This window comes from Pseudomonas sp. Pseusp10 (assembly GCF_059492225.1).
The window spans coordinates 1,353,047-1,371,950 of record NZ_CP168528.1 but is presented as its reverse complement, the minus strand read 5'-3'; the positions used below and the strand labels follow the sequence as shown (position 1 = coordinate 1,371,950).

At 59.4% G+C, this 18,904-nt stretch carries 18 protein-coding genes; 8 read left to right on the top strand and 10 right to left on the bottom strand.

What is annotated here, in order from left to right; genetic code table 11:
• Nucleotides 1-173: 173 nt before the first annotated feature.
• The 3 genes from ACEN8Z_RS06120 to mdaB all read right to left on the bottom strand — a co-directional run bounded on the left by ACEN8Z_RS06120 (nucleotide 174) and on the right by mdaB (nucleotide 3,639).
• Nucleotides 174-1,619 carry a SulP family inorganic anion transporter gene (locus ACEN8Z_RS06120; protein ID WP_495597078.1) on the bottom strand — a complete coding sequence of 482 codons (1,446 nt, stop codon included), beginning with the start codon at nucleotides 1,617-1,619 and terminating at the stop codon, nucleotides 174-176.
• 288 nt (nucleotides 1,620-1,907) lie between these two features.
• Nucleotides 1,908-2,819 (bottom strand): LysR family transcriptional regulator, encoded by a 912-nt coding sequence (locus ACEN8Z_RS06115; RefSeq protein WP_495597077.1) that lies wholly within the window; start codon nucleotides 2,817-2,819, stop codon nucleotides 1,908-1,910.
• A gap of 229 nt (nucleotides 2,820-3,048) precedes the next feature.
• Nucleotides 3,049-3,639, bottom strand: a complete 591-nt coding sequence (gene mdaB / locus ACEN8Z_RS06110; RefSeq protein ID WP_495597076.1) for an NADPH:quinone oxidoreductase MdaB — start codon at nucleotides 3,637-3,639, stop codon at nucleotides 3,049-3,051.
• Nucleotides 3,640-3,801: 162 nt separating this feature from the next.
• On the opposite strand from mdaB, the gene ACEN8Z_RS06105 reads away from it, so the two are divergent.
• Entirely contained in the window at nucleotides 3,802-4,116 is a 315-nt protein-coding gene (locus ACEN8Z_RS06105; protein WP_442098310.1) for a putative quinol monooxygenase, read from the top strand.
• On the opposite strand, the gene ACEN8Z_RS06100 is transcribed toward ACEN8Z_RS06105, so the two are convergent.
• Entirely contained in the window at nucleotides 4,106-4,870 is a 765-nt protein-coding gene (locus ACEN8Z_RS06100) for a sulfite exporter TauE/SafE family protein (RefSeq protein ID WP_495597075.1), read from the bottom strand. The genes ACEN8Z_RS06105 and ACEN8Z_RS06100 overlap by 11 nt on opposite strands.
• A gap of 225 nt (nucleotides 4,871-5,095) precedes the next feature.
• Between ACEN8Z_RS06100 and ACEN8Z_RS06095 the strand changes: the two genes are divergently transcribed.
• Nucleotides 5,096-5,986: a LysR family transcriptional regulator gene (locus ACEN8Z_RS06095; RefSeq protein WP_495597074.1), complete on the top strand. Its 891-nt coding sequence runs from the start codon at nucleotides 5,096-5,098 to the stop codon at nucleotides 5,984-5,986.
• A gap of 30 nt (nucleotides 5,987-6,016) precedes the next feature.
• On the opposite strand, the gene ACEN8Z_RS06090 is transcribed toward ACEN8Z_RS06095, so the two are convergent.
• The 3 genes from ACEN8Z_RS06090 to kynU all read right to left on the bottom strand — a co-directional run bounded on the left by ACEN8Z_RS06090 (nucleotide 6,017) and on the right by kynU (nucleotide 10,183).
• The gene (locus ACEN8Z_RS06090; protein WP_495597073.1) at nucleotides 6,017-7,426 is read right to left on the bottom strand and encodes an amino acid permease; all 1,410 of its coding nucleotides are present in this window, start codon (nucleotides 7,424-7,426) and stop codon (nucleotides 6,017-6,019) included.
• 88 nt (nucleotides 7,427-7,514) lie between these two features.
• Entirely contained in the window at nucleotides 7,515-8,828 is a 1,314-nt protein-coding gene (locus ACEN8Z_RS06085; protein ID WP_495597072.1) for an OprD family porin, read from the bottom strand.
• Nucleotides 8,829-8,932: 104 nt separating this feature from the next.
• On the bottom strand, nucleotides 8,933-10,183 hold the full coding sequence (gene kynU, locus ACEN8Z_RS06080; protein ID WP_495597071.1) for a kynureninase: 1,251 nt from the start codon (nucleotides 10,181-10,183) through the stop codon (nucleotides 8,933-8,935).
• Between the two features lie 221 nt (nucleotides 10,184-10,404).
• On the opposite strand from kynU, the gene ACEN8Z_RS06075 reads away from it, so the two are divergent.
• A complete protein-coding gene (locus ACEN8Z_RS06075; protein WP_007994565.1) occupies nucleotides 10,405-10,878 on the top strand; it encodes an Lrp/AsnC family transcriptional regulator in 474 nt (157 codons plus the stop codon).
• A 14-nt stretch (nucleotides 10,879-10,892) separates the two neighbouring features.
• On the opposite strand, the gene ACEN8Z_RS06070 is transcribed toward ACEN8Z_RS06075, so the two are convergent.
• Nucleotides 10,893-11,906 carry an AraC family transcriptional regulator gene (locus tag ACEN8Z_RS06070; RefSeq protein WP_085719051.1) on the bottom strand — a complete coding sequence of 338 codons (1,014 nt, stop codon included), beginning with the start codon at nucleotides 11,904-11,906 and terminating at the stop codon, nucleotides 10,893-10,895.
• Between the two features lie 385 nt (nucleotides 11,907-12,291).
• On the opposite strand from ACEN8Z_RS06070, the gene antA reads away from it, so the two are divergent.
• The 4 genes from antA to ACEN8Z_RS06050 are packed head-to-tail and all read left to right on the top strand — an operon-like array spanning nucleotide 12,292 to nucleotide 16,659.
• Complete coding sequence (antA, locus tag ACEN8Z_RS06065; RefSeq protein ID WP_007989003.1) at nucleotides 12,292-13,683, top strand: anthranilate 1,2-dioxygenase large subunit; 1,392 nt, start codon at nucleotides 12,292-12,294, stop codon at nucleotides 13,681-13,683.
• Nucleotides 13,683-14,174, top strand: coding sequence for an anthranilate 1,2-dioxygenase small subunit (gene antB, locus ACEN8Z_RS06060; protein WP_495598088.1), 492 nt, complete (start codon nucleotides 13,683-13,685; stop codon nucleotides 14,172-14,174). The genes antA and antB overlap by 1 nt, the downstream gene beginning before the upstream one ends.
• An 18-nt stretch (nucleotides 14,175-14,192) precedes the next feature.
• Nucleotides 14,193-15,212 (top strand): anthranilate 1,2-dioxygenase electron transfer component AntC, encoded by a 1,020-nt coding sequence (gene antC / locus ACEN8Z_RS06055; protein WP_495597070.1) that lies wholly within the window; start codon nucleotides 14,193-14,195, stop codon nucleotides 15,210-15,212.
• 43 nt (nucleotides 15,213-15,255) lie between these two features.
• Entirely contained in the window at nucleotides 15,256-16,659 is a 1,404-nt protein-coding gene (locus tag ACEN8Z_RS06050; RefSeq protein WP_495597069.1) for an amino acid permease, read from the top strand.
• Nucleotides 16,660-16,722: 63 nt separating this feature from the next.
• Here the strand turns inward: ACEN8Z_RS06050 and kynA are convergent, their stop codons facing one another.
• A complete protein-coding gene (gene kynA / locus ACEN8Z_RS06045) occupies nucleotides 16,723-17,577 on the bottom strand; it encodes a tryptophan 2,3-dioxygenase (RefSeq protein WP_495597068.1) in 855 nt (284 codons plus the stop codon).
• Nucleotides 17,574-18,239 (bottom strand): arylformamidase, encoded by a 666-nt coding sequence (gene kynB, locus ACEN8Z_RS06040; protein ID WP_007988993.1) that lies wholly within the window; start codon nucleotides 18,237-18,239, stop codon nucleotides 17,574-17,576. The genes kynA and kynB overlap by 4 nt, the downstream gene beginning before the upstream one ends.
• 265 nt (nucleotides 18,240-18,504) lie before the next feature.
• Here kynB and ACEN8Z_RS06035 point away from each other — a divergent pair, with 265 nt between their 5' ends.
• Complete coding sequence (locus ACEN8Z_RS06035; protein WP_495597067.1) at nucleotides 18,505-18,849, top strand: cupin domain-containing protein; 345 nt, start codon at nucleotides 18,505-18,507, stop codon at nucleotides 18,847-18,849.
• Nucleotides 18,850-18,904: the final 55 nt, after the last annotated feature.

The following is an 18,904-nucleotide window of genomic DNA, read 5'->3' as shown; positions in this document are numbered from 1 at the left end:
AAACATTTCGAGACGCGATATTCAAACGAGGTGAAAGTAATTTTCGTGCAGAGGTAAGGGATGTCGTACAGAGGTATGGCGTGTCGCGAATTATGAAAGTCGGCCGTGTGAATTTTCATCACCAACAACAGATCTTTCCCCCGCTCAGCGTGGGAAAGATCGAATGGCTGGATTCAGTCGTGATGCACCCGGGCGCGCTTGAGCAGTTTCTTGCAACGCTCGGACAAGTGCAGCACACGCAGGTGCTTGCCGGCCTTGGCGTAGCGCTCGCGCAAGGTGCCCAGCGCGGCAATGGCCGAGTAGTCGACAACACTCAGGTGACGACAATCCAGGGTCACTTGCACCGGGTCATTAGCCGGATCGAACTGATTGAGAAACGCTGTGGTCGAGGCGAAGAACAGCGTGCCATGCACCCGGTACAACTTGCTGTCGTCGTTCTCCAGGTGACTGTCGGCATACAGCTGCCGGGCCTGCTGCCAGGCAAAGTTCAGCGCCGCAATGATGATGCCGCAAAGCACTGCAATGGCCAGATCGGTGAAAACGGTAATCACCGTCACCGCAATGATCACCAGCACGTCGTTGAGCGGCACCTTGTTCAGCACCCGCAATGAAGCCCAGGCGAACGTCTGTTGCGACACCACGAACATCACCCCGACCAGTGCGGCCAGCGGAATGCGCTCAATCAGCGGCGACAGAAACAGAATGAACAGCAGGACCGACACTCCAGCCACCACCCCGGACAAGCGCCCGCGCCCACCGGAACTGAGGTTGATCATGGTCTGGCCGATCATGGCGCACCCGCCCATGCCGCCGAACGCACCGGACACCACATTCGCCGCCCCCAGCGCCACGCACTCGCGATCCGGGTAGCCACGGCTCTCGGTGATTTCGTCGGTGAGGTTCAGGGTCAACAGGGTTTCCAGCAACCCGACCAGCGCCATCAGGATCGCGTAGGGCGCGACGATGCGCAGGGTGTCCAGGGTCCAAGGAATGTCCGGCAACGCCAGCGTCGGCAAGCCTCCGGCGATGTGCGCCATGTCGCCGAGGGTGCGGGTCGGCAAACCAAGCAGATACACCGCCAGGCCCACGCCGAGAATCGCCACCAGCGCTGGCGGCACAGTGCGGGTCAGGCACGGCAGCACGTAGACAACGGCCATGGTCACCGCGACCAGGCCAAGCATCATGTACAGCGGCGTACCGCTCAACCAGGCTTCACCACTCTTGAAGTGCTCCAGTTGTGCCAGGGCAATGATGATCGCCAGGCCATTGACGAAGCCGAGCATCACCGGGTGCGGCACCATGCGCACCAGTTTGCCGAGCTTGAGCAGCCCGAACGCCATCATGATCAGCCCGCCCAGCAACACCGTGGCCAGCAAATACTGCACGCCGTGTTGCACCACCAGTGCGACGATCACCACGGCCATCGAGCCGGCCGCCCCGGACACCATGCCCGGCCGCCCGCCAAACAACGCAGTCAGCGTGCAAATGATGAACGCGCCATAAAGCCCCATCAGCGGATTGAGGTGGGCCACCAGCGCGAACGCGATGCATTCGGGCAACAAGGCGAAGGAAGTGGTAAGTCCGGCCAGGACATCGGCGCGTAGACGTTTTGCTTTCATGGAGGGACCGCACACAGGGAGAGACGGGAAAAGAGTGTGCGGATGTTACGGAAATGCAGTCAGACCGACCAGTTGTTGTGCCTCCGCAAACGCCATCGCGAGCAAGCTCGCTCCCACAAGGGATCTGCGTCGAACACAAAATCTGTGCCCTATGGAGATCAAATGTGGGAGCGAGCTTGCTCGCGATGAACGATGACGCGGTCTAAAGCGAACTCAAACCCTCTCATCGCGAATCCACTCAACCACCGACGTGCGCTTCGGCACCTAGCCTCACGCAGGAATCACAAATCAGCCCTTGAAATTCGCGTCCGCATAATCCGCCAACTTCCCCTGGATGAAGTCCAGGAAGCATTGAATCCGCAGGGCCAGTTGCGAGTTGCGGTAGTACACCGCGTTGATCGGCTGGCGATAGCCGCTGTTGAATTCAGCCAACAACACTTTCAAGCGGCCGGCCCGAATGTCTTCAATGGTCATGAAATGCGACAGACTGGCAATGCCCTGGCCGTCCAGTGCGAGATGGCGGATGGTCTCGCCGCTGGAGGCGCTGATCGACGCCTGGATCGGCCAGCGATCGCCATGCACATAACGCAACGGCCATTGGTTGAGGCCTTCGTTCTGGGTAAACCCCAGCAGCGTATGGTTGGCCAGGTCAGCCACGGCTTGCGGTGTGCCGTGCTTTTCCAGGTAGGCCGGGCTGGCGACGATGTGCAACGGGCTGCATCCCAGGGAGCGGGCATGCAGTGTCGAGTCGGTCAGGGTGCCGATGCGGATGGCGATGTCGGTGCTCTGTTCCAGCAGGTCGATGATCAAATCGTTGCTGTTGAGTTCGAGCTGGATGTCCGGGTAAAGCCTGCGGAATTCATCGATGTAGGGCACGATGGCATGCAGCATGAAAGGCGATGCCGCGTTGATCCGCAGGCGCCCGGACGGCGTTTGCTGGCGTGAGGTCAGGCGTTCTTCGAGTTCATCCATTTGGTCGAGAATGCGCTTGGCGTGTTCGAAGAAATACTTGCCCTCTTCGGTCAGGTCCATGCGCCGCGTGGTGCGATTGATCAACGTGGTGTCGAGCTTGGCCTCCAGCCGCGACAGCGTACGGCTGACCGCCGAAGGCGTTTGCCCGACCTGCTCGGCCGCCGCAGAAATCGACCCGCATTCAATCACGCAGACGAAAATCTGCAATTCATCGGATCTGGCTTTCACGTGTGTCCCTTATCGATAGTCCTGCGCCGTTCTATTGTGCAGCGGAAATCCAATGTGGCGAGGGGGCTTGCCCCCGTTCGGCGGCGAAGCCGTCGTAAGATCGACATACGCGGTTTATCTGAACCACCGCGCTCACCGGTTTTGGGTCCGCTTCGCGCACCAGCGGGAGCAAGCTCCCTCGCCACAAAAGCCCAACAAACAGACTCCGGCTTTCGATAGTAGCTGACAGTTACGCCTTCAGACCAAACACCTCAATCAAATGCTGCTCATAACGCGCCACATCGCCCTCGATGTTCGGGCGCTTCATCACGTCCACACAGAGGAACGTCGGCAATCCGGTCATGCCAAGGAACTCGTTGGCCTTGTGGAACGGGAAGTACACCGCGTCCACACCTTTGGCTTCGAAGAAATCTGTCGGGTCGTCGAAGGCTTGCTGCGGGGCGTTCCAGGTCAGCGACAGCATGTATTGCTTGCCGTGAATCAGGCCGCCGCTGCCGTACTTCTGCGACGCGTCCGAACGGGTGCGACCGTCGCTGGCATAGAGGCTGCCATGCCCTTCGGTAAAGACTTCATCGATGTACTTTTTCACGGTCCACGGCGCGCCCATCCACCAGCCGGGCATCTGGTAAATGATCACATCGGCCCACAGGAACTTGGCCACTTCTTCAGCGATGTCGTAGCCCTCGTCGATGAAGGTGGTTCTGACATCCACACCGCCGCGATCCAGCACGCTCAACGCGGTTTCATGCAGGGTGGTGTTGTAGCGGCCATCGGAGTGCGCAAACTTTTTGCCGCCATTGAGCAACAGGACTTTTTTCATGGGAGGTCTCGGGAAGGTCGGGAATCGGATGGCGGCAGAGTACCGACCGGCCTCACGCGGAGTAAGCGTCGATTGGGCAAAAATCATTTGACCCACAAGCACGAATCAATGGCCGATTGTTGCCTTAGACTGGCGCCAGTTCTGACCTGAGGAGAAATGTAGATGAGTGAAATCCAGGGCTTCATCCTGCACGCCAAGACCCGCCCGGAAAAATCCGACGCCTTCGAAGCGTTTTTCAGCGGCTACGTGGAAGCGAGCCGAGCCGAACCTGGTTGCATCGAATACCACATGTTGCGCGACAAACAGGACCCGACCCTGTTCATCTTCTACGAAATATGGCAGTCCCAGGCCCACCTCGATGTGCACTCGAACCTTCCACACATGAAGCAGTTCCTCGACCAGCGTGATGAATACCTTGAGCGGGACTTCGAGATCCGCGCCATCGAGATGATCAGCCCGTCGTCCGCTAGCCGCTGATCAGCAAATGGCCGCCGAGCAAACCCAGGCCAATGAAGAACACGCGCTTGAACAACACGGCACTGATCCGCTGGCGCAGCGATTGCCCCAGCCACATGCCGAGCATTGCCGGGATCAGCGCCAGCAGCGACGCGCTCAACTCGCCCCCGCCGAGAGCGTCGCGCCATAGCAAGCCTCCGGCCAGGGCCAGGGTCGAGACGGTGAACGACAGGCCCAGCGCCTGCACCAGTTCGTCCTTGCTCAAACCCAGCGCTTGCAGATAAGGCACCGCCGGAATCACGAATACGCCTGTAGCCGACGTGATGACGCCAGTCAGCACGCCACACAATGGACCGAGCCAGCGTTCGCTGCGCCGCCCCACGCGCAAGGTCGGCAGAAACAAACCGCTCAGCGCATACAGCAACAAGGCCGCCCCCAGCCCCCGCACCACCCAATGACCACCGCTCACGCCGATCCACAGCGTGCCCGCCCCGGTGCCGATGAAAATCGCCAACAACATCGGCCACAACCGTTTGACCAGCCCCGACAGATGCCCGCCAAACGCCAATTGCCAGACGTTGGTCAGGGTCGCCGGAATGATCAACAGCGCTGCAGCCTGCGTCGGCGCCATAGCCAGACCGAGCAGGCCCATGGCAACGGTCGGCAGGCCGAGGCCGATCACGCCCTTGATCATGCCGGCCAGCACAAAGGTGCCGATAACCAGTAGGGAAAAGGCTAGACCGAGGTTTTGATAAAACGCCGAGAGTGTGTTCATGGGGCTATGGTGAGCCCGCGAGGATTGATTGAAAATCTGCCATATACTGAGGCTGCCTCTCGTAAGGCAAGAGGCTGAATAACTGGGTGCGGCATCTGTCCCCATCGCGAGCAAGCTCGCTCCCACAGTGGATCGCATTTCTCCCGCGCGAACTCGGTCACTTGTGGGAGCGAGCTTGCTCGCGATGGCGTCCTCCCAGACAACACAAATCCAGAGGTTGCTGTAATGCACTTCGACCTGACCGACCTGCGCCTGTACCTGAACATCCTCGACACCGGCAACATCACCGCCGGCGCCGCACGCAGTCATCTGTCCCTGGCGGCGGCCAGCGCGCGCATTCGTGCCATGGAAGCCTCACTCGGGATCGGGTTTCTCGAAAGAGGACGGCGCGGAGTAACGCCAACGCCTGCCGGCAAGGCCCTGGCTCAGCATGCCCGTACCCTGATGCAACAAGCCGAACGCCTGCAGCAGGACCTGGCCGAATACGCCAAGGGCGTAAAAGGCCAGGTGCGATTGTTGTGCAACACCACGGCGATCACCGAGTACCTGCCGGAGTTGCTCGCCGACTTCCTGCGCGACCACCCCAACCTGGATATCGACCTGCAGGAACTGCCCAGTACCCGTATCACCCACGCCTTGCGCCTGGGTGCGGCAGACCTCGGTATCGTCTCCGACGCCATCGACACCCACGACCTGCAAACCCGCCCGTTTCGCGATGATCCGCTGGTACTGATCATGCCCCGCGAACATCCCTTGGCACAGGCGGCCTCAGTTAGTTTCACCGACACATTGCATCACGATTACGTCGGCCTGAACGCCAACAGCGCCCTCGCCGTGTACCTGGAGGAACAGGCGCTGCACACCGGTACACGGATGCAGATCCGCATCCGCGCCGACGGCTTCGACGGGGTGATGCGCATGGTCGCACACGGCGCCGGATTGGCGATTGTGCCGTTGGCGGCGATCCAGCGCGGGTCGCTCGATGAACCGTTGAAAAGTGTCGCGCTGGAGGAAGACTGGGCGCAGCGCAAACTGCTGCTCTGTGCTCGCTCATTCGACAACCTGCCCGGTTATGCCAGAGCCTTGTTCGAGGCATTGCAGAGCGACAGCCTTTGAAGACTGTCGCCCCGCCGTGTTGCTTCCAGACTAGACCTTGGGCAACGGACGCAAGGCTTCGGCAGTCTTGGGTTTTCTGAAAAAGATCCCGTAGATCACCGTGAGTACCAGCAGGAAAGGCACACCGAAGACCAGGGTCATCTTGAAGGCGTCGGTGAAATAGGTGGTGATCATCACCGCGCCCATCAGCAGCAGCCCCAACAGGGTCGAGTAAGGGAACAGTCGCATGCGGAACGACAGTTTGCGTTCACCGTTGCGCTGGTGATAACGACGGAAGCAGTAGTGCGTCAGGAAAATCATGAACCAGGTGAAAATGGCGCCGAACATGGAGATTGCCATCATCAAGGTGAACGAGCTTTCCGGATACAGGATGTTGAGCAAGGTCGCCAGGGCGATACCCGAGCTCGACAGCAACAGTGCGTTCAGCGGAATCCCGCTCTTGCTCAACACGCCCATGGATTTCGGCGCATAACCACCACGGGACAGGCTGAACATCATGCGCGTGGTGATGTACAACTGACTGTTCATCGCCGACAACGCCGCAATCAGAATCACGAAATTCATCACACCGGTCGCGCCGGGAATACCGATCGACTGCATGACCGTGACGAACGGGCTCTGGGCTTGACCGGCCTGGACCCACGGTACAATCGCCAGCATCAGCGCGAGGGTCAGCAGGTAGAATACCACCAGGCGCACGATGGTCGCGCGAAAGGCTTTCTTCACCGCCTGCTCCGGATCCTTCGCCTCTCCGGCGGCCACCGCGATCATCTCGACGCTCAGGTAACTGAAGATCGACACGATCACCGCGACCCACATCCCTTGCAAGCCATTGGGAAAAAAGCCGCCGTGGGAGGTGTAGTTATGCACGCCGTATTCCGGGTTGCCGGAGCCGAACACTACATACACCGCAAGAATGATGAAGCCGACAATCGCGCCGATCTTGATGGTCGAGAACCAGTACTCGAAGGTGCCGAAGGTCTTCACGCTGATGGCGTTGAGCACGATCAGCACACTGGAGAACGAGACGATCCAGATCCATTCCGGCACGTTGGCGAACCAGTACTTCATGTACATCGCCACCGCCGTTACTTCCGTACCGACCGCCAGCACGATCGCCGCCCAGTAGGCATAGCGCACCAGGAACCCGGCCAGCGGGCTGACATAGAATTCGGCATAGGCACCGAACGAACCCGAGGTCGAATGGGCCACGGTCATTTCCGCCAGGCAGCCCATCAACAGCAGGGTGATGATCGCGCCGATGGCGTAGCTGAGCAGCACGCTCGGCCCGGCATAGCCGATGGCGTATGCGCTGCCCATGAACAGCCCGGTGCCAATCGCACCGCCAATGGCGATCATGCTCATCTGCCCCGACGTCAGTTGACGCCGCAAGCCGTGTTCACGGTTGGATATCGTTTCAAAACCGGAGTTATCGGTCATTTGTCTGTCCTCTGAATATTGTCTTTCTTGAAGTGAGCACGTGGTTGGATGGTCTCGTGGGGATCAGCCACGTACAGCAGGACACGGATCAGAAAATACTCAGTGGATACTCGATGATGACGCGGACTTCGTTGTTGTCCGTGGTGTCGGCGCGCGCCACTTGAGCGGTCGAACGCACACTGGCCTGACGCACCCGCACCGACAGATCCCTGGCCTTGCCCGACTGCACGACGTAGCGCGCTTCAAGGTCGCGTTCCCAGCGTTTGCCGTCATCGCCGTAACGCCCGTAAGCGCCGTTGGGACCGCCGTCGTAGTGGCTGTCGTCGATATGGTCACCGCGGACGTAACGCGACATGAAGCTCAGGCCCGGCACGCCGAATGGCGCCATGTCCAGGTCGTAGCGCAGTTGCCAGGAGCGTTCGTTGGGGGCGTTGAAGTCGAGTACCTGGATCGAGTTGGCGAGGAAAATCGAAGTCCCCGGTTGTTGATCGAACCCCAGGTAATCGAACGGCTCATCGCCATCCACGCGTTGATAGGCCAGGGTCAAACGATGGGCGCCGAACTTGTACGCTGTGGCCAACGACCAGGTGGTGTTATCGATCTTGCCGGCCAGGCTCTGGCCATCGTCGTTGGTACGGTAAATATTGAAATCCAGGTTCAGCGACTGCCCTTCGCTCAAGGCAAAGGTGTAGTTGGTGTTGGCGTAATACTGCCGCCAGATGTCGGTGAACTGCGAACCGTACAGGCTGACGCTCAGTTGGTCGCTCACTGCATAGCTGCCGCCCAGATAGTCGACGCTGCGGGTTTCCACCCCGGCATACAGCGCTTTCAGGGCGCCATCGGCGTTGGTGGAATTACTGTCGTTGCCGGATGTGAAGTGGCCGATGTCCACTTGCAGCGCCTTGAGTTCATTACTGGTCAGCTGAAAGCCGGTGGCCACGCTGGTAAACAGCCGCGCATTGCCCGTGCCGAACACCGGGTTGAACGGGGTCAGGTTGCCGTACTTGAGTTCGGTGTTGGAGATCCGCGCCTTGAGCGCACCACCTGCTTCGGAATACTCATCCTCGGGGCGACCGTCGGAATCGACCGGCAGCAAACCGGTGCCGGTTCGTCCCTTGCCGCTGTCGAGTTTGAGGCCCAACTGCGCATAGGCATCGACGCCGAAACCCACCGTGCCCTGGGTATACCCGGAACGGTAATCGAGCATGATCCCGTGGGCCCATTCGTCCCGATAATTCTGGCCACCCGGGTTGTTGAGGTTGTTGCGGTAGAAATAAAAGTTGCGGTTGGTCAGGATCAGGCTGCTGTCTTCGACGAATCCATTGTCGTTTGCGGCGTAAGCCATTTGACCGAGGCAACTGGTGATGGCGAGCGGCAAGGCGGGCCAAAGGGACAATTTCATTCTGCGTGCTCCTTATTATTGTGTTTGCACAGAACTCTTGATTGACGGCACCCGAAGCCCTGCCGCCAGGAAAACCCGGCAGCAGGACGCGGACATCGGTTAACTCAGGTGACGCTGTGGCGGACCTGGAATTGCGCCTGCGCCCAGGTTTTCCGATCGAGGATTTCGCCGAGGATCTGCACGGCATCCCAGACCTCGGTGAACGTCGTGTACAGCGGGGTAAAGCCGAAGCGCATGATCCGCGGCTCGCGGTAGTCACCGATCACACCGCGGTCAATCAGGGCCTGGATCACGGCATAACCCTCGGGATGCTCGAAGCTGACATGGCTGCCACGCTTGGCGTGTTCGCGTGGCGTGACCAGGGTCAGTTCATGAGCAGCGCAGCGCTGCTCGACGAGTTCAATGAACAGGTCGGTCAGGGCCAGGGATTTACGGCGCAGGCTGGCCATATCGGTCTGGGCGAAAACATCCAGCCCACACTCGACCATCGCCAATGACGTGATGGGCTGTGTGCCGCACAGGTAGCGGGCGATGCCGCTGCTCGGCTCGTAGCGATGCTCCATGGCGAACTGCCGCGAATGGCCGAACCAGCCCGACAGGGGCTGCGGCACCAGATCGCACAGCTGCGGCGAGACCCAGACAAACGCCTGTGAACCCGGACCGCCATTGAGGTATTTGTAAGTGCAACCGATGGCGTAGTCGGCGCCCGCCTGATGCAAATCAACCGGCACCGCCCCGGCGGAATGCGCCAGATCCCAGATAGCCAGCGCGCCACACTCGTGGCTCAGTGCGGTCAGGGCCTGCATGTCGTGCATGTAGCCGGTCTTGTAATTGACGTGGGTGAGCATCACCACTGCCGTGTCCTGGTCAATCGCTTGCGGCAACTCTTCCGGGCTGTCGACCAGACGCAAGGTGTACCCCTGCTGCAGCATGTCGGCCAGGCCTTCGGCGATGTACAGGTCGGTAGGGAAGTTGCTGGTTTCGGTGACGATCACCCGGCGCTCTGGCGACCGGGTGGCCTGCACACGCAACGCGGCGCTGAGCACCTTGAACAGGTTGATCGAGGTGGTGTCGGTCACCACCACTTCGCCGTCGCGGGCACCTATCAATGTGGCCAATCGGTTGCCCAGACGCTCGGACAGATCGCGCCAGCCAGCGCTGTTCCAACTGCGGATCAGGCCATTGCCCCACTCCTCGGCGATCACCGCCTGAGCGCGAGCCAATGCCGCGACAGGGCGTGCGCCCAAGGAGTTGCCATCGAGATAAATCACGCCTTCAGGAAGCGCAAACTGCTGACGCAGAGGCGCCAGACTGTCCTGTGCATCAAGCGCCAGGCAATCGTTTCTTGTAGTCATTGGATGTCCTGTTTTTTTGAATGACATGCCGTCCGGGCACATCGTGAAAGTCGAGGCGAGCAGAGCGCCGAGCGCCCTGTTTCAGGCGCTATTTGCGCCTTTTTGGTGGAGAGATAATGAACTAAGCCTTGGAGAATTTTCGTGCAAAGTGAGCGACGCTATAGTACTTATCTCGCAGAAAATTCGACTCCAACGCTAATAAACACGGATTTATTTCAACCATGAATCTCGACTCGACAGACCTGCGAATCCTCCATCAACTGCAACAGGATGGTCGTATCAGCAACCAGGAATTGGCAGAGAAAGTCGCGCTGTCGCCGTCAGCTTGCCTGCGTCGATTACGCCTGTTGGAAAGCGAGGGAATCATCACCGGCTATCGCGCGGTGCTGAATGCCGAACGGCTGGGAATCGAACTGGAAGCCATCGTCCATGTGTCGTTGCGACAGGACGTCGCGGACTGGCACGAGACCTTCATCAAGAAGGTCCAGTCGTGGCCGGAAGTGGTCACCGCCTATGTGATTACCGGCGCGAGCAACTATGTGTTGCGAGTACAGGCGCGCAACCTGAAACACTTCTCGGATTTCATCGTGAATCACCTGAACCGCACGGTGGGTGTCACCGATATCCGCTCGGAAATCGTCCTGCAGAAAATCAAGGAGCGCGACGAATTGCTGGATCTGGTGGTGCGCAAGTAAGGGCGCCCTGCCCCTCAGAAGCCACGCATGCGGCGGGCTTCGTTGCGCTGCAAAGTCATGGTCGGTGTTTCGTCGAACAACTTGCGGTACTCGGCGGAAAAACGCCCGAGATGGGTGAAGCCCCAGCCCATGGCGATCGCAGAAATATTGCGCGCAGAACCGTGCTCAAGAATCTCCTGACGCACGGCGTTCAAGCGGTATTTTTTCAGGTAGACCATCGGCGACAAGGCGAAGTACTTCTTGAACGCCTCGAACAGCTTGAAGCGCGAGACTCCGGCGGCGGCTTCGATGTCCTCCAGGTGCAGGGCTTCGCGGGCGTTTGCATGGATGTACTGCCGGGCCCTGATCAGGTAGTGCGGCAACTTCACGCCCAGCACGTTTCGCAGTTCTTCTGAATAGTTGTTCGGCTGAGCGAGGATCAAGCCTTTGATCAGCGAACTTTCAATGTCCCGAGTGAAGGCCACCTGCTCATAGAGCTCGCTGCTGCGCTCCAGCTCGGCGATGAAATAGCGCGCCATGCGCCACCATGAGGCCGACGCTCCGTCGACCGCGTCCATCACCGGCTCGAACCGCAGCGGCGTATCCAGAGGCCGCTGTAGAAGCCCCTCCAGAGACTCGCTCATGGCGACTCGGGTAATCACCACCTGGACCTTGCGGCAATCGCCGGAGATCGCCAACAGCTGGTTTTCATTCGGGGAAATGATCACCCCTTGATCGCGGTCGGACTTCACCACGCTGCCGTTCTTGCTCAACTCCTGCTCGCCCACCAGCGGCAGACTCAGGCTGTAACTGCTGAAGTGCTCGGCGTCTTCGATATCGATGGTGACATCGGTGCCGTACTCGATAGTGCCAAGGGTCGTGGCCATCGACTTGAACATATTGGCGCTGTGATGAAAACGGATCCGTTCGGGCGTCGTGGTGACGAGTCGATGCGGCCCGCAGATACCGGACATCCAGCGCCTCGCGGCCTCAAGGTCATCGCTGTCGACACGAATGTCGCGACACTGCGGATCAGTTTTGCTGTTCATCACGGCGCACTCACGGGCTATTTTTTCGGCGCGCTCTGACGGCGCGTCTGCGGATTGGAAAGGCAAGTTCCAAGCCACAAAACACCAGCGCCAACTTAGCGGATAGCAATCCTCAACTAAGCGGATAACGCCGCCGGCCTGAGGCAGACAATCGCTATCAAACTGCATTCGACGCTGGACAAAACAGTACCTGATTGCTTCAAACAGGGGCAGCCGTTCATCGCCTGGTGCGCCGTTTGAGTCGTCGCTGCCCAGCCTGATACCGGATGGGTGTTACCGCACCAACTTTATGGACTGCCTTCGTCGACTAACCGGATAGACCCCTCCCCGCCCTGCCCCCTCTAATGAGCCCACGATTAGCCCCAATAAAAACAGGTACACACCCATGAGTGGCGAAAAAAACGTCGAGCAGTGGAAAGCGTTTATCGAAGGCTGCCTGGATTTCCGTCCGGTAGAGGGCGTGTTCCGCATCGCCCGGGACATTTTCACCGAGCCGCAGTTGTTCGATCTGGAGATGGAACTGATCTTCGAGAAGAACTGGATCTACGCCTGCCACGAAAGCGAGCTGGCCAACAATCACGACTTCGTCACCATGCGCGCCGGCCGTCAGCCGATGATCATCACCCGCGACGGTGAAGGAAAACTCAACGCCCTGATCAACGCCTGCCAGCATCGCGGCACAACCCTGACCCGCGTCGGCAAGGGCAACCAGTCGACCTTCACTTGCCCGTTCCACGCCTGGTGCTACAAAAGCGACGGCCGCCTGGTGAAGGTCAAGGCGCCCGGCGAGTACCCGGAAGGTTTCGACAAGGCCACCCGGGGCCTGAAAAAGGCCCGTATCGAGAGCTACAAGGGCTTCGTGTTCATCAGCCTCGACGTACACGCCGACAACAGCCTCGAAGACTTCCTCGGCGACGCCAAGGTGTTCTTCGACATGATGGTTGCCCAGTCACCAACCGGTGAGCTGGAAGTGCTGCCCGGCAAGTCGGCCTACACCTACGACGGCAACTGGAAACTGCAGAACGAAAATGGCCTCGACGGCTACCACGTCAGCACTGTTCACTATAACTACGTGGCCACGGTGCAACACCGCCAGCAGGTCAACAGCGAGAACGGCACCAGCAGCGGCAGTACCCTCGACTACAGCAAACTCGGTGCCGGCGACGCCAATACCGATGACGGCTGGTTCGCCTTCAACAATGGTCATAGCGTGTTATTCAGCGACATGCCGAACCCGACGGTGCGCTCCGGCTACGCGACGATCATGCCGCGCCTGGTCGAAGAACACGGCCAGCAAAAAGCCGAATGGATGATGCATCGCCTGCGCAACCTGAACATCTATCCAAGCCTGTTTTTCCTCGATCAGATCAGTTCGCAACTGCGCATCATCCGCCCGGTGGCCTGGAACAAGACCGAGATCATCAGCCAGTGCCTGGGGGTGAAAAACGAGTCGGACGCCGACCGCGAAAACCGCATTCGCCAGTTCGAGGATTTCTTCAACGTCTCGGGCCTGGGTACACCGGATGACCTGGTGGAATTCCGTGAAGCCCAACGCGGTTTCCAGGCGCGCCTGGAGCGCTGGAGCGACATTTCCCGAGGCAGTCACCAATGGGCCACCGGCGCCACGCCCAACAGCGAAGCGATCGGCATTGCCCCGGCCATGACCGGCACTGAATTCACCCACGAAGGGCTGTACGTCAACCAGCACAGCAACTGGCAGAAATTCCTGCTCGATGGCCTGGACGCGAAATCCCTGAAACTCCGTGAGGTGCAATGATGAATGCGCAATTGAAGTACCAGATCGAACAGTTTTTCTATCGCAAATCCGAACTGTGTGACGCCCAGGATTGGGACGCCTACATCCAGTTGTTCGACGAACAGAGTGAGTTCCACCTGCCGCAATGGGACTCGGAACACGTCTACACCCGCGACCCAAAACGCGAAATGTCGCTGATCTACTACCCCAACCGTTCCGGCCTGGAAGACCGCGTGTTCCGTCTGCGCACGGGCAAGTCCGCGTCTTCGACGCCGATGCCGCGCACCTTGCATTTGATCAACAACGTGCAGATCGACGAACTGGAGAACGGCGAGCTGGAGGTGCGCCTGAACTGGCACACCTTGTTCTATCGACTGGCCACGGCCGAGCAGTTCTTTGGCCGTGCGACCTATCATCTCAAGCCGCATGCCGACAGCTGGCTGATCAGCCGCAAGCATGTGCTGCTGCTCAACGACACCATCAACTCGGTACTCGACTTCTACCACCTCTGAATCCATGGAGACCGAGGCATGAATCACAAAGTAGCGTTCAGCTTTGCCGACGGCAAAACCCTGTTCTTTCCGGTACAGCCCAACGAAATCCTGCTCGACGCCGCCCTGCGCAACGGCATCAACATTCCCCTGGATTGCCGCGAAGGCGTCTGCGGAACCTGCCAGGGTCGCTGTGAATCGGGCGACTACAGCCAGGATTATGTGGACGAGGAAGCGCTCTCGAGCCTGGACCTGCTGCAGCGCAAGATGCTCACCTGCCAGACCCGAGTGAAGTCCGACGCGGCGTTCTATTTCGACTTCGCCTCCAGCCTGTGCAACGCCTCGGGTCCGGAACAACTGAGCGCAACAGTGACTGACGTCAGGCAGATTTCAGCCGGCACCGCGATCCTGCACCTGGATCTCGGTACGACGACCCCACTGGATTTTCTGCCGGGGCAATACGCCCGGTTGTCGATTCCGGGGACCGAAAGCAAGCGTTCCTACTCGTTTGCCAATCGGCCGAGTGAACACAATCAACTGCAATTTCTGATTCGCCTGTTGCCCGACGGGGTGATGAGCAACTACATCCGTGAACGCTGCCGGGTGGGCGACGAAATCATGCTGGAGGCCCCTCTGGGTGCGTTCTATCTGCGGCATGTGGCCAAACCGCTGATTCTGGTGGCGGGCGGAACCGGGCTGTCGGCACTGCTGGGCATGCTCGACGACCTCGCCGAACGCGGTTGCGCGCAGCCGGTGCACCTGTACTACGGCGTGCGCGACGCTGCCGACCTGTGCGAACGCGCACGGATCGAGGCCTATGCCGAACGCCTTCCGGGGTTTCGCTACACCGAAGTCGTCAGCGATCCATCGCCACAGTGGACGGGCAAGCGCGGCTACATTGCCGAGCATTTCGACATCAGTGAACTGCGCGACGCGCCGGTCGACATGTACGTCTGCGGTCCACCGCCGATGGTCGAGTCGATCAAGGACTGGTTGCAGACCCAGGCACTGGACAGCATTCACCTGTACTACGAAAAGTTCACCGAGAGTAATATCTGATCTTTCAAATCAGGCCTGACAACAATAACCAGAAGGGAACGAGATGGCGGATGAAATCTTGCAACAGGGAACGCTCAAGCGGGGGTTGAAAAATCGCCATATTCAACTGATCGCCCTGGGCGGGGCTATTGGCACCGGGCTGTTCCTCGGCTCTGCAGGCGTGCTCAAGTCGGCCGGCCCGTCGATGATCCTCGGTTATGCGATTGCCGGGTTCATCGCCTTCCTGATCATGCGCCAGTTGGGCGAGATGATTGTCGAGGAGCCGGTGGCCGGTTCGTTCAGTCACTTCGCCCACAAGTACTGGAGCGGTTATGCCGGCTTCCTGTCCGGCTGGAATTACTGGGTGCTGTACGTGCTGGTGGGCATGGCCGAGCTGACGGCCGTCGGCAAGTACGTGCAGTTCTGGTGGCCGGAGATCCCGACCTGGGTCAGCGCCGCGGTGTTCTTCGTCCTGGTCAACCTGATCAACACGATGAACGTCAAAGTCTTCGGCGAGATGGAGTTCTGGTTCGCGATCATCAAGGTCGTGGCAATCATCGGCATGATCGTCCTGGGCTGCTACATGCTGTTCAGCGGCACCGGCGGCCCGCAGGCGTCGGTCAGCAACCTGTGGAGCCACGGCGGTTTCTTCCCCAACGGCACCACCGGCTTGCTGATGTCGATGGCGTTCATCATGTTCTCCTTCGGCGGCCTGGAACTGGTCGGCATCACCGCCGCTGAAGCCAGCGAGCCGAGGAAGGTGATTCCCAAGGCGATCAACCAGGTGGTTTATCGCGTGTTGATCTTCTACGTCGGCGCACTAACCGTGCTGCTGTCGCTGTATCCCTGGGATCAACTGCTGCAGACCCTCGGCGCGTCCGGCGATGCCTACAGCGGCAGCCCGTTCGTACAGATCTTCTCGCTGATCGGCAGCGACACCGCCGCGCACATCCTCAACTTCGTGGTGCTCACCGCGGCGCTCTCGGTCTACAACAGTGGCGTCTACTGCAACAGCCGCATGCTCTACGGCCTGGCCGAACAGGGCGACGCACCGAAGTCGCTGATGAAACTGAACAAACAGGGCGTGCCACTGCGGGCGCTGGGCATCTCGGCGCTGATCACCATGCTGTCCGTGCTGGTCAACTACCTGGCGCCCCATGAAGCGCTGGAATTGCTGTTTGCCCTGGTGGTCGCCTCGTTGATGATCAACTGGACGCTGATCAGCCTCACCCACCTGAAGTTTCGCAAGATCATGGGCCAGCAAGGCATCGTGCCGGGCTTCAAGTCGTTCTGGTTTCCCTACAGCAACTACCTGTGCCTGGCGTTCATGGCCATGATCATCTGCGTGATGTGGATGATTCCGGGCATACGCGCCTCGGTCATCGCCATCCCGGTATGGGTGGCGATCATCTACCTGTTCTACCGGATACGTATGGCGCGGGATCGCAGCTTGTCAGTCGCTCAATAATCCTGCGTGCAACAAAAAGCCCCGGCATTCATTGAATGCCGGGGCTTTTTAATGCCTGTCAGGTCAAAGGGTCGAACGCACCCGCCACAACTCCGGGAACAGCACGGTATCGAGCATCTTGCGCAGATAACCCACCCCTTCAGTGCCGCCAGTGCCGGGTTGGAAGCCGATGATCCGCTCGACCGTGGTGACATGGCGGAAGCGCCACTGGCGGAACGAGTCTTCGAGATCGATGAATTTCTCGGCCAGTTGATAGAGATCCCAATAACGCGCCGGATCCTTGTAGACCACACGCCAGGCCGCTTCGACCGAGGCGTCATGCTGCGTCGGGGCGGTCGGATCATGCTCGAAACGCTGCGGGTCGATCGTCAGGCCGGCGTTGGCCATCAAGCGAATGGCTTCGTCATACAGCGAAGGGGTGGCGATGGCTTTTTCGAGCTCCTGCAACAGCTCCGGCCGATGGGCGTGGGGGCGCAATAGCGTCGCGCTCTTGTTGCCCAGGATGAACTCGATTTCACGGTACTGAAACGACTGGAAGCCCGACGATTGCCCCAGGAAAGGCCTGATCGAGTGGTACTCGGTGGGCGTCATGGTGGCCAGCACCGTCCACGCATGCACCAGCTGATCAAAGATCCGCGAGACCCGCGCCAGCATCTTGAAGGCCGGCGGCAACTCACCCAGCCGAACGTGTTCGCGGGCGGCCTTGAGCTCGTGCAGCATCAGCTTCATCCACAGCTCGGAGGTCTGGTGCTGGATGATGAACAGCATCTCGTTGTGGTCCGGCGACAACGGGTGCTGGGCACTGAGAATACGCCCCAGGTCCAGGTAGTCGCCGTAGCTCATGGAGTCGGAAAAATTCAGCTCGGCGTTATGCCATTCCTCTGTCTGATTGGCAGGCGAATACGGACATTGGCTCATTGAGCAGGCTCCTCATGTGGCGGTGAATTCAGTGGACGCAATATGGCCCGGACCGGGCTGGCATCGAGATTGGCAAAACGTAACGGCAGCGCGATCAGTTCATAATCGCCTTCGGGGACTTCATCGAGCACGATGCCTTCGAGAATGGCCATGCCGTGATGCGCCACCGCGTTGTGCGAATCCATGGTCTTGGATTGCTGCGGGTCCAGCGACGGCGTATCGATGCCGATCAGCCGCACGCCGAGGCTGGCCAGCAGATCGACGGTTTCTTTGGCGACGGCGGTGAAATTCGGGTCCCAGGTGGTCAGCGGTGCGTTTCGATAAGTACGCAGCAGGACGCGCTCAGGGAGATGGTCCAGGCGCCCCCGCAGTTGCTCCGGCTGCACCAGTTGGCCGCTGTCCAGGCAATGCAACACCCGGCAAGGCCCGATATAGACGTCCAGCGACACTTCGCCAATGGCCTTGCCATCCGCGCTGTAGTGCAGTGGCGCGTCGACATGGGCGCCGGTGTGCGGCGACAGCGTGATGCGCCCGACATTCACAGGGCACTCGGGCCCCAAGCTCCAGACGCGTTCTTCCTGAAACGGCGTATCACCCGGCCAGGTCGGGGTTGCGGTACTCAGGGGCGGGCTGATGTCCCACCACGACATTGTTTTTTTCATAGCAAAGCTCTCGGCCTTTTCCGAAGTGAATGATACGAGTGATACCAGTGCATGTTCTTGCGAAAACTTTCGGTAATGCTCGGGTCTTTCGCAGAAACCGCCGGAAATCGATCAATTATCGAGGGTAAATTTCAACCGCTTCGGGTAACGCGGCCAAGCAATGGCCGCTGTGTTTCTGGATACATCAATGTCGAGCACAGACAACTGATGCCCGGCCAGGCCCTATAGGGTGCGACTTCAGCTCTCCCTCATGCCCGGAGTCATCATGACCGCACCGATTACCGTTCTTCGCGACACCCACCCGCTGCCCGTACTCGACACCTGCAAATGGGAAAAACTCGAAGGCGACCCGCACACCGTCAACCTCAATGCCTACACCAGTGAAGACGGCAACAAGATCATGGGCACCTGGATCTGCACGCCGGGCAAGTGGTACGTGGAATACGTGAAGTGGGAATACTGCCACTTCCAGGAAGGCTACTGCATCATCACGCCGGAAGGCATGGCGCCGATCCACCTGCGCGCCGGCGACATTTTTGTCATCGAGCCCGGGATGAAAGGGACGTGGGAAGTGGTAGAAACCGTGCGCAAGTATTTTGTGTTTGCCTGATATAAAAAAACCGGGGGATCACCCGACGTGATCTCCCGGTAAATATCTTTGAGTA

Coding starts and splice junctions, on each gene's coding strand:
- ACEN8Z_RS06120 (WP_495597078.1), bottom strand. CDS start 1,619: ATGAAAGCAAAACGTCTACGCGCCGATGTCCTGGCCGGACTTACCACT.
- mdaB (WP_495597076.1), bottom strand. CDS start 3,639: ATGAAAAAAGTCCTGTTGCTCAATGGCGGCAAAAAGTTTGCGCACTCC.
- ACEN8Z_RS06105 (WP_442098310.1), top strand. CDS start 3,802: ATGAGTGAAATCCAGGGCTTCATCCTGCACGCCAAGACCCGCCCGGAA.
- ACEN8Z_RS06100 (WP_495597075.1), bottom strand. CDS start 4,870: ATGAACACACTCTCGGCGTTTTATCAAAACCTCGGTCTAGCCTTTTCC.
- ACEN8Z_RS06095 (WP_495597074.1), top strand. CDS start 5,096: ATGCACTTCGACCTGACCGACCTGCGCCTGTACCTGAACATCCTCGAC.
- ACEN8Z_RS06090 (WP_495597073.1), bottom strand. CDS start 7,426: ATGACCGATAACTCCGGTTTTGAAACGATATCCAACCGTGAACACGGC.
- ACEN8Z_RS06085 (WP_495597072.1), bottom strand. CDS start 8,828: ATGAAATTGTCCCTTTGGCCCGCCTTGCCGCTCGCCATCACCAGTTGC.
- kynU (WP_495597071.1), bottom strand. CDS start 10,183: ATGACTACAAGAAACGATTGCCTGGCGCTTGATGCACAGGACAGTCTG.
- ACEN8Z_RS06075 (WP_007994565.1), top strand. CDS start 10,405: ATGAATCTCGACTCGACAGACCTGCGAATCCTCCATCAACTGCAACAG.
- ACEN8Z_RS06070 (WP_085719051.1), bottom strand. CDS start 11,906: ATGAACAGCAAAACTGATCCGCAGTGTCGCGACATTCGTGTCGACAGC.
- antA (WP_007989003.1), top strand. CDS start 12,292: ATGAGTGGCGAAAAAAACGTCGAGCAGTGGAAAGCGTTTATCGAAGGC.
- antB (WP_495598088.1), top strand. CDS start 13,683: ATGAATGCGCAATTGAAGTACCAGATCGAACAGTTTTTCTATCGCAAA.
- antC (WP_495597070.1), top strand. CDS start 14,193: ATGAATCACAAAGTAGCGTTCAGCTTTGCCGACGGCAAAACCCTGTTC.
- ACEN8Z_RS06050 (WP_495597069.1), top strand. CDS start 15,256: ATGGCGGATGAAATCTTGCAACAGGGAACGCTCAAGCGGGGGTTGAAA.
- kynA (WP_495597068.1), bottom strand. CDS start 17,577: ATGAGCCAATGTCCGTATTCGCCTGCCAATCAGACAGAGGAATGGCAT.
- kynB (WP_007988993.1), bottom strand. CDS start 18,239: ATGAAAAAAACAATGTCGTGGTGGGACATCAGCCCGCCCCTGAGTACC.
- ACEN8Z_RS06035 (WP_495597067.1), top strand. CDS start 18,505: ATGACCGCACCGATTACCGTTCTTCGCGACACCCACCCGCTGCCCGTA.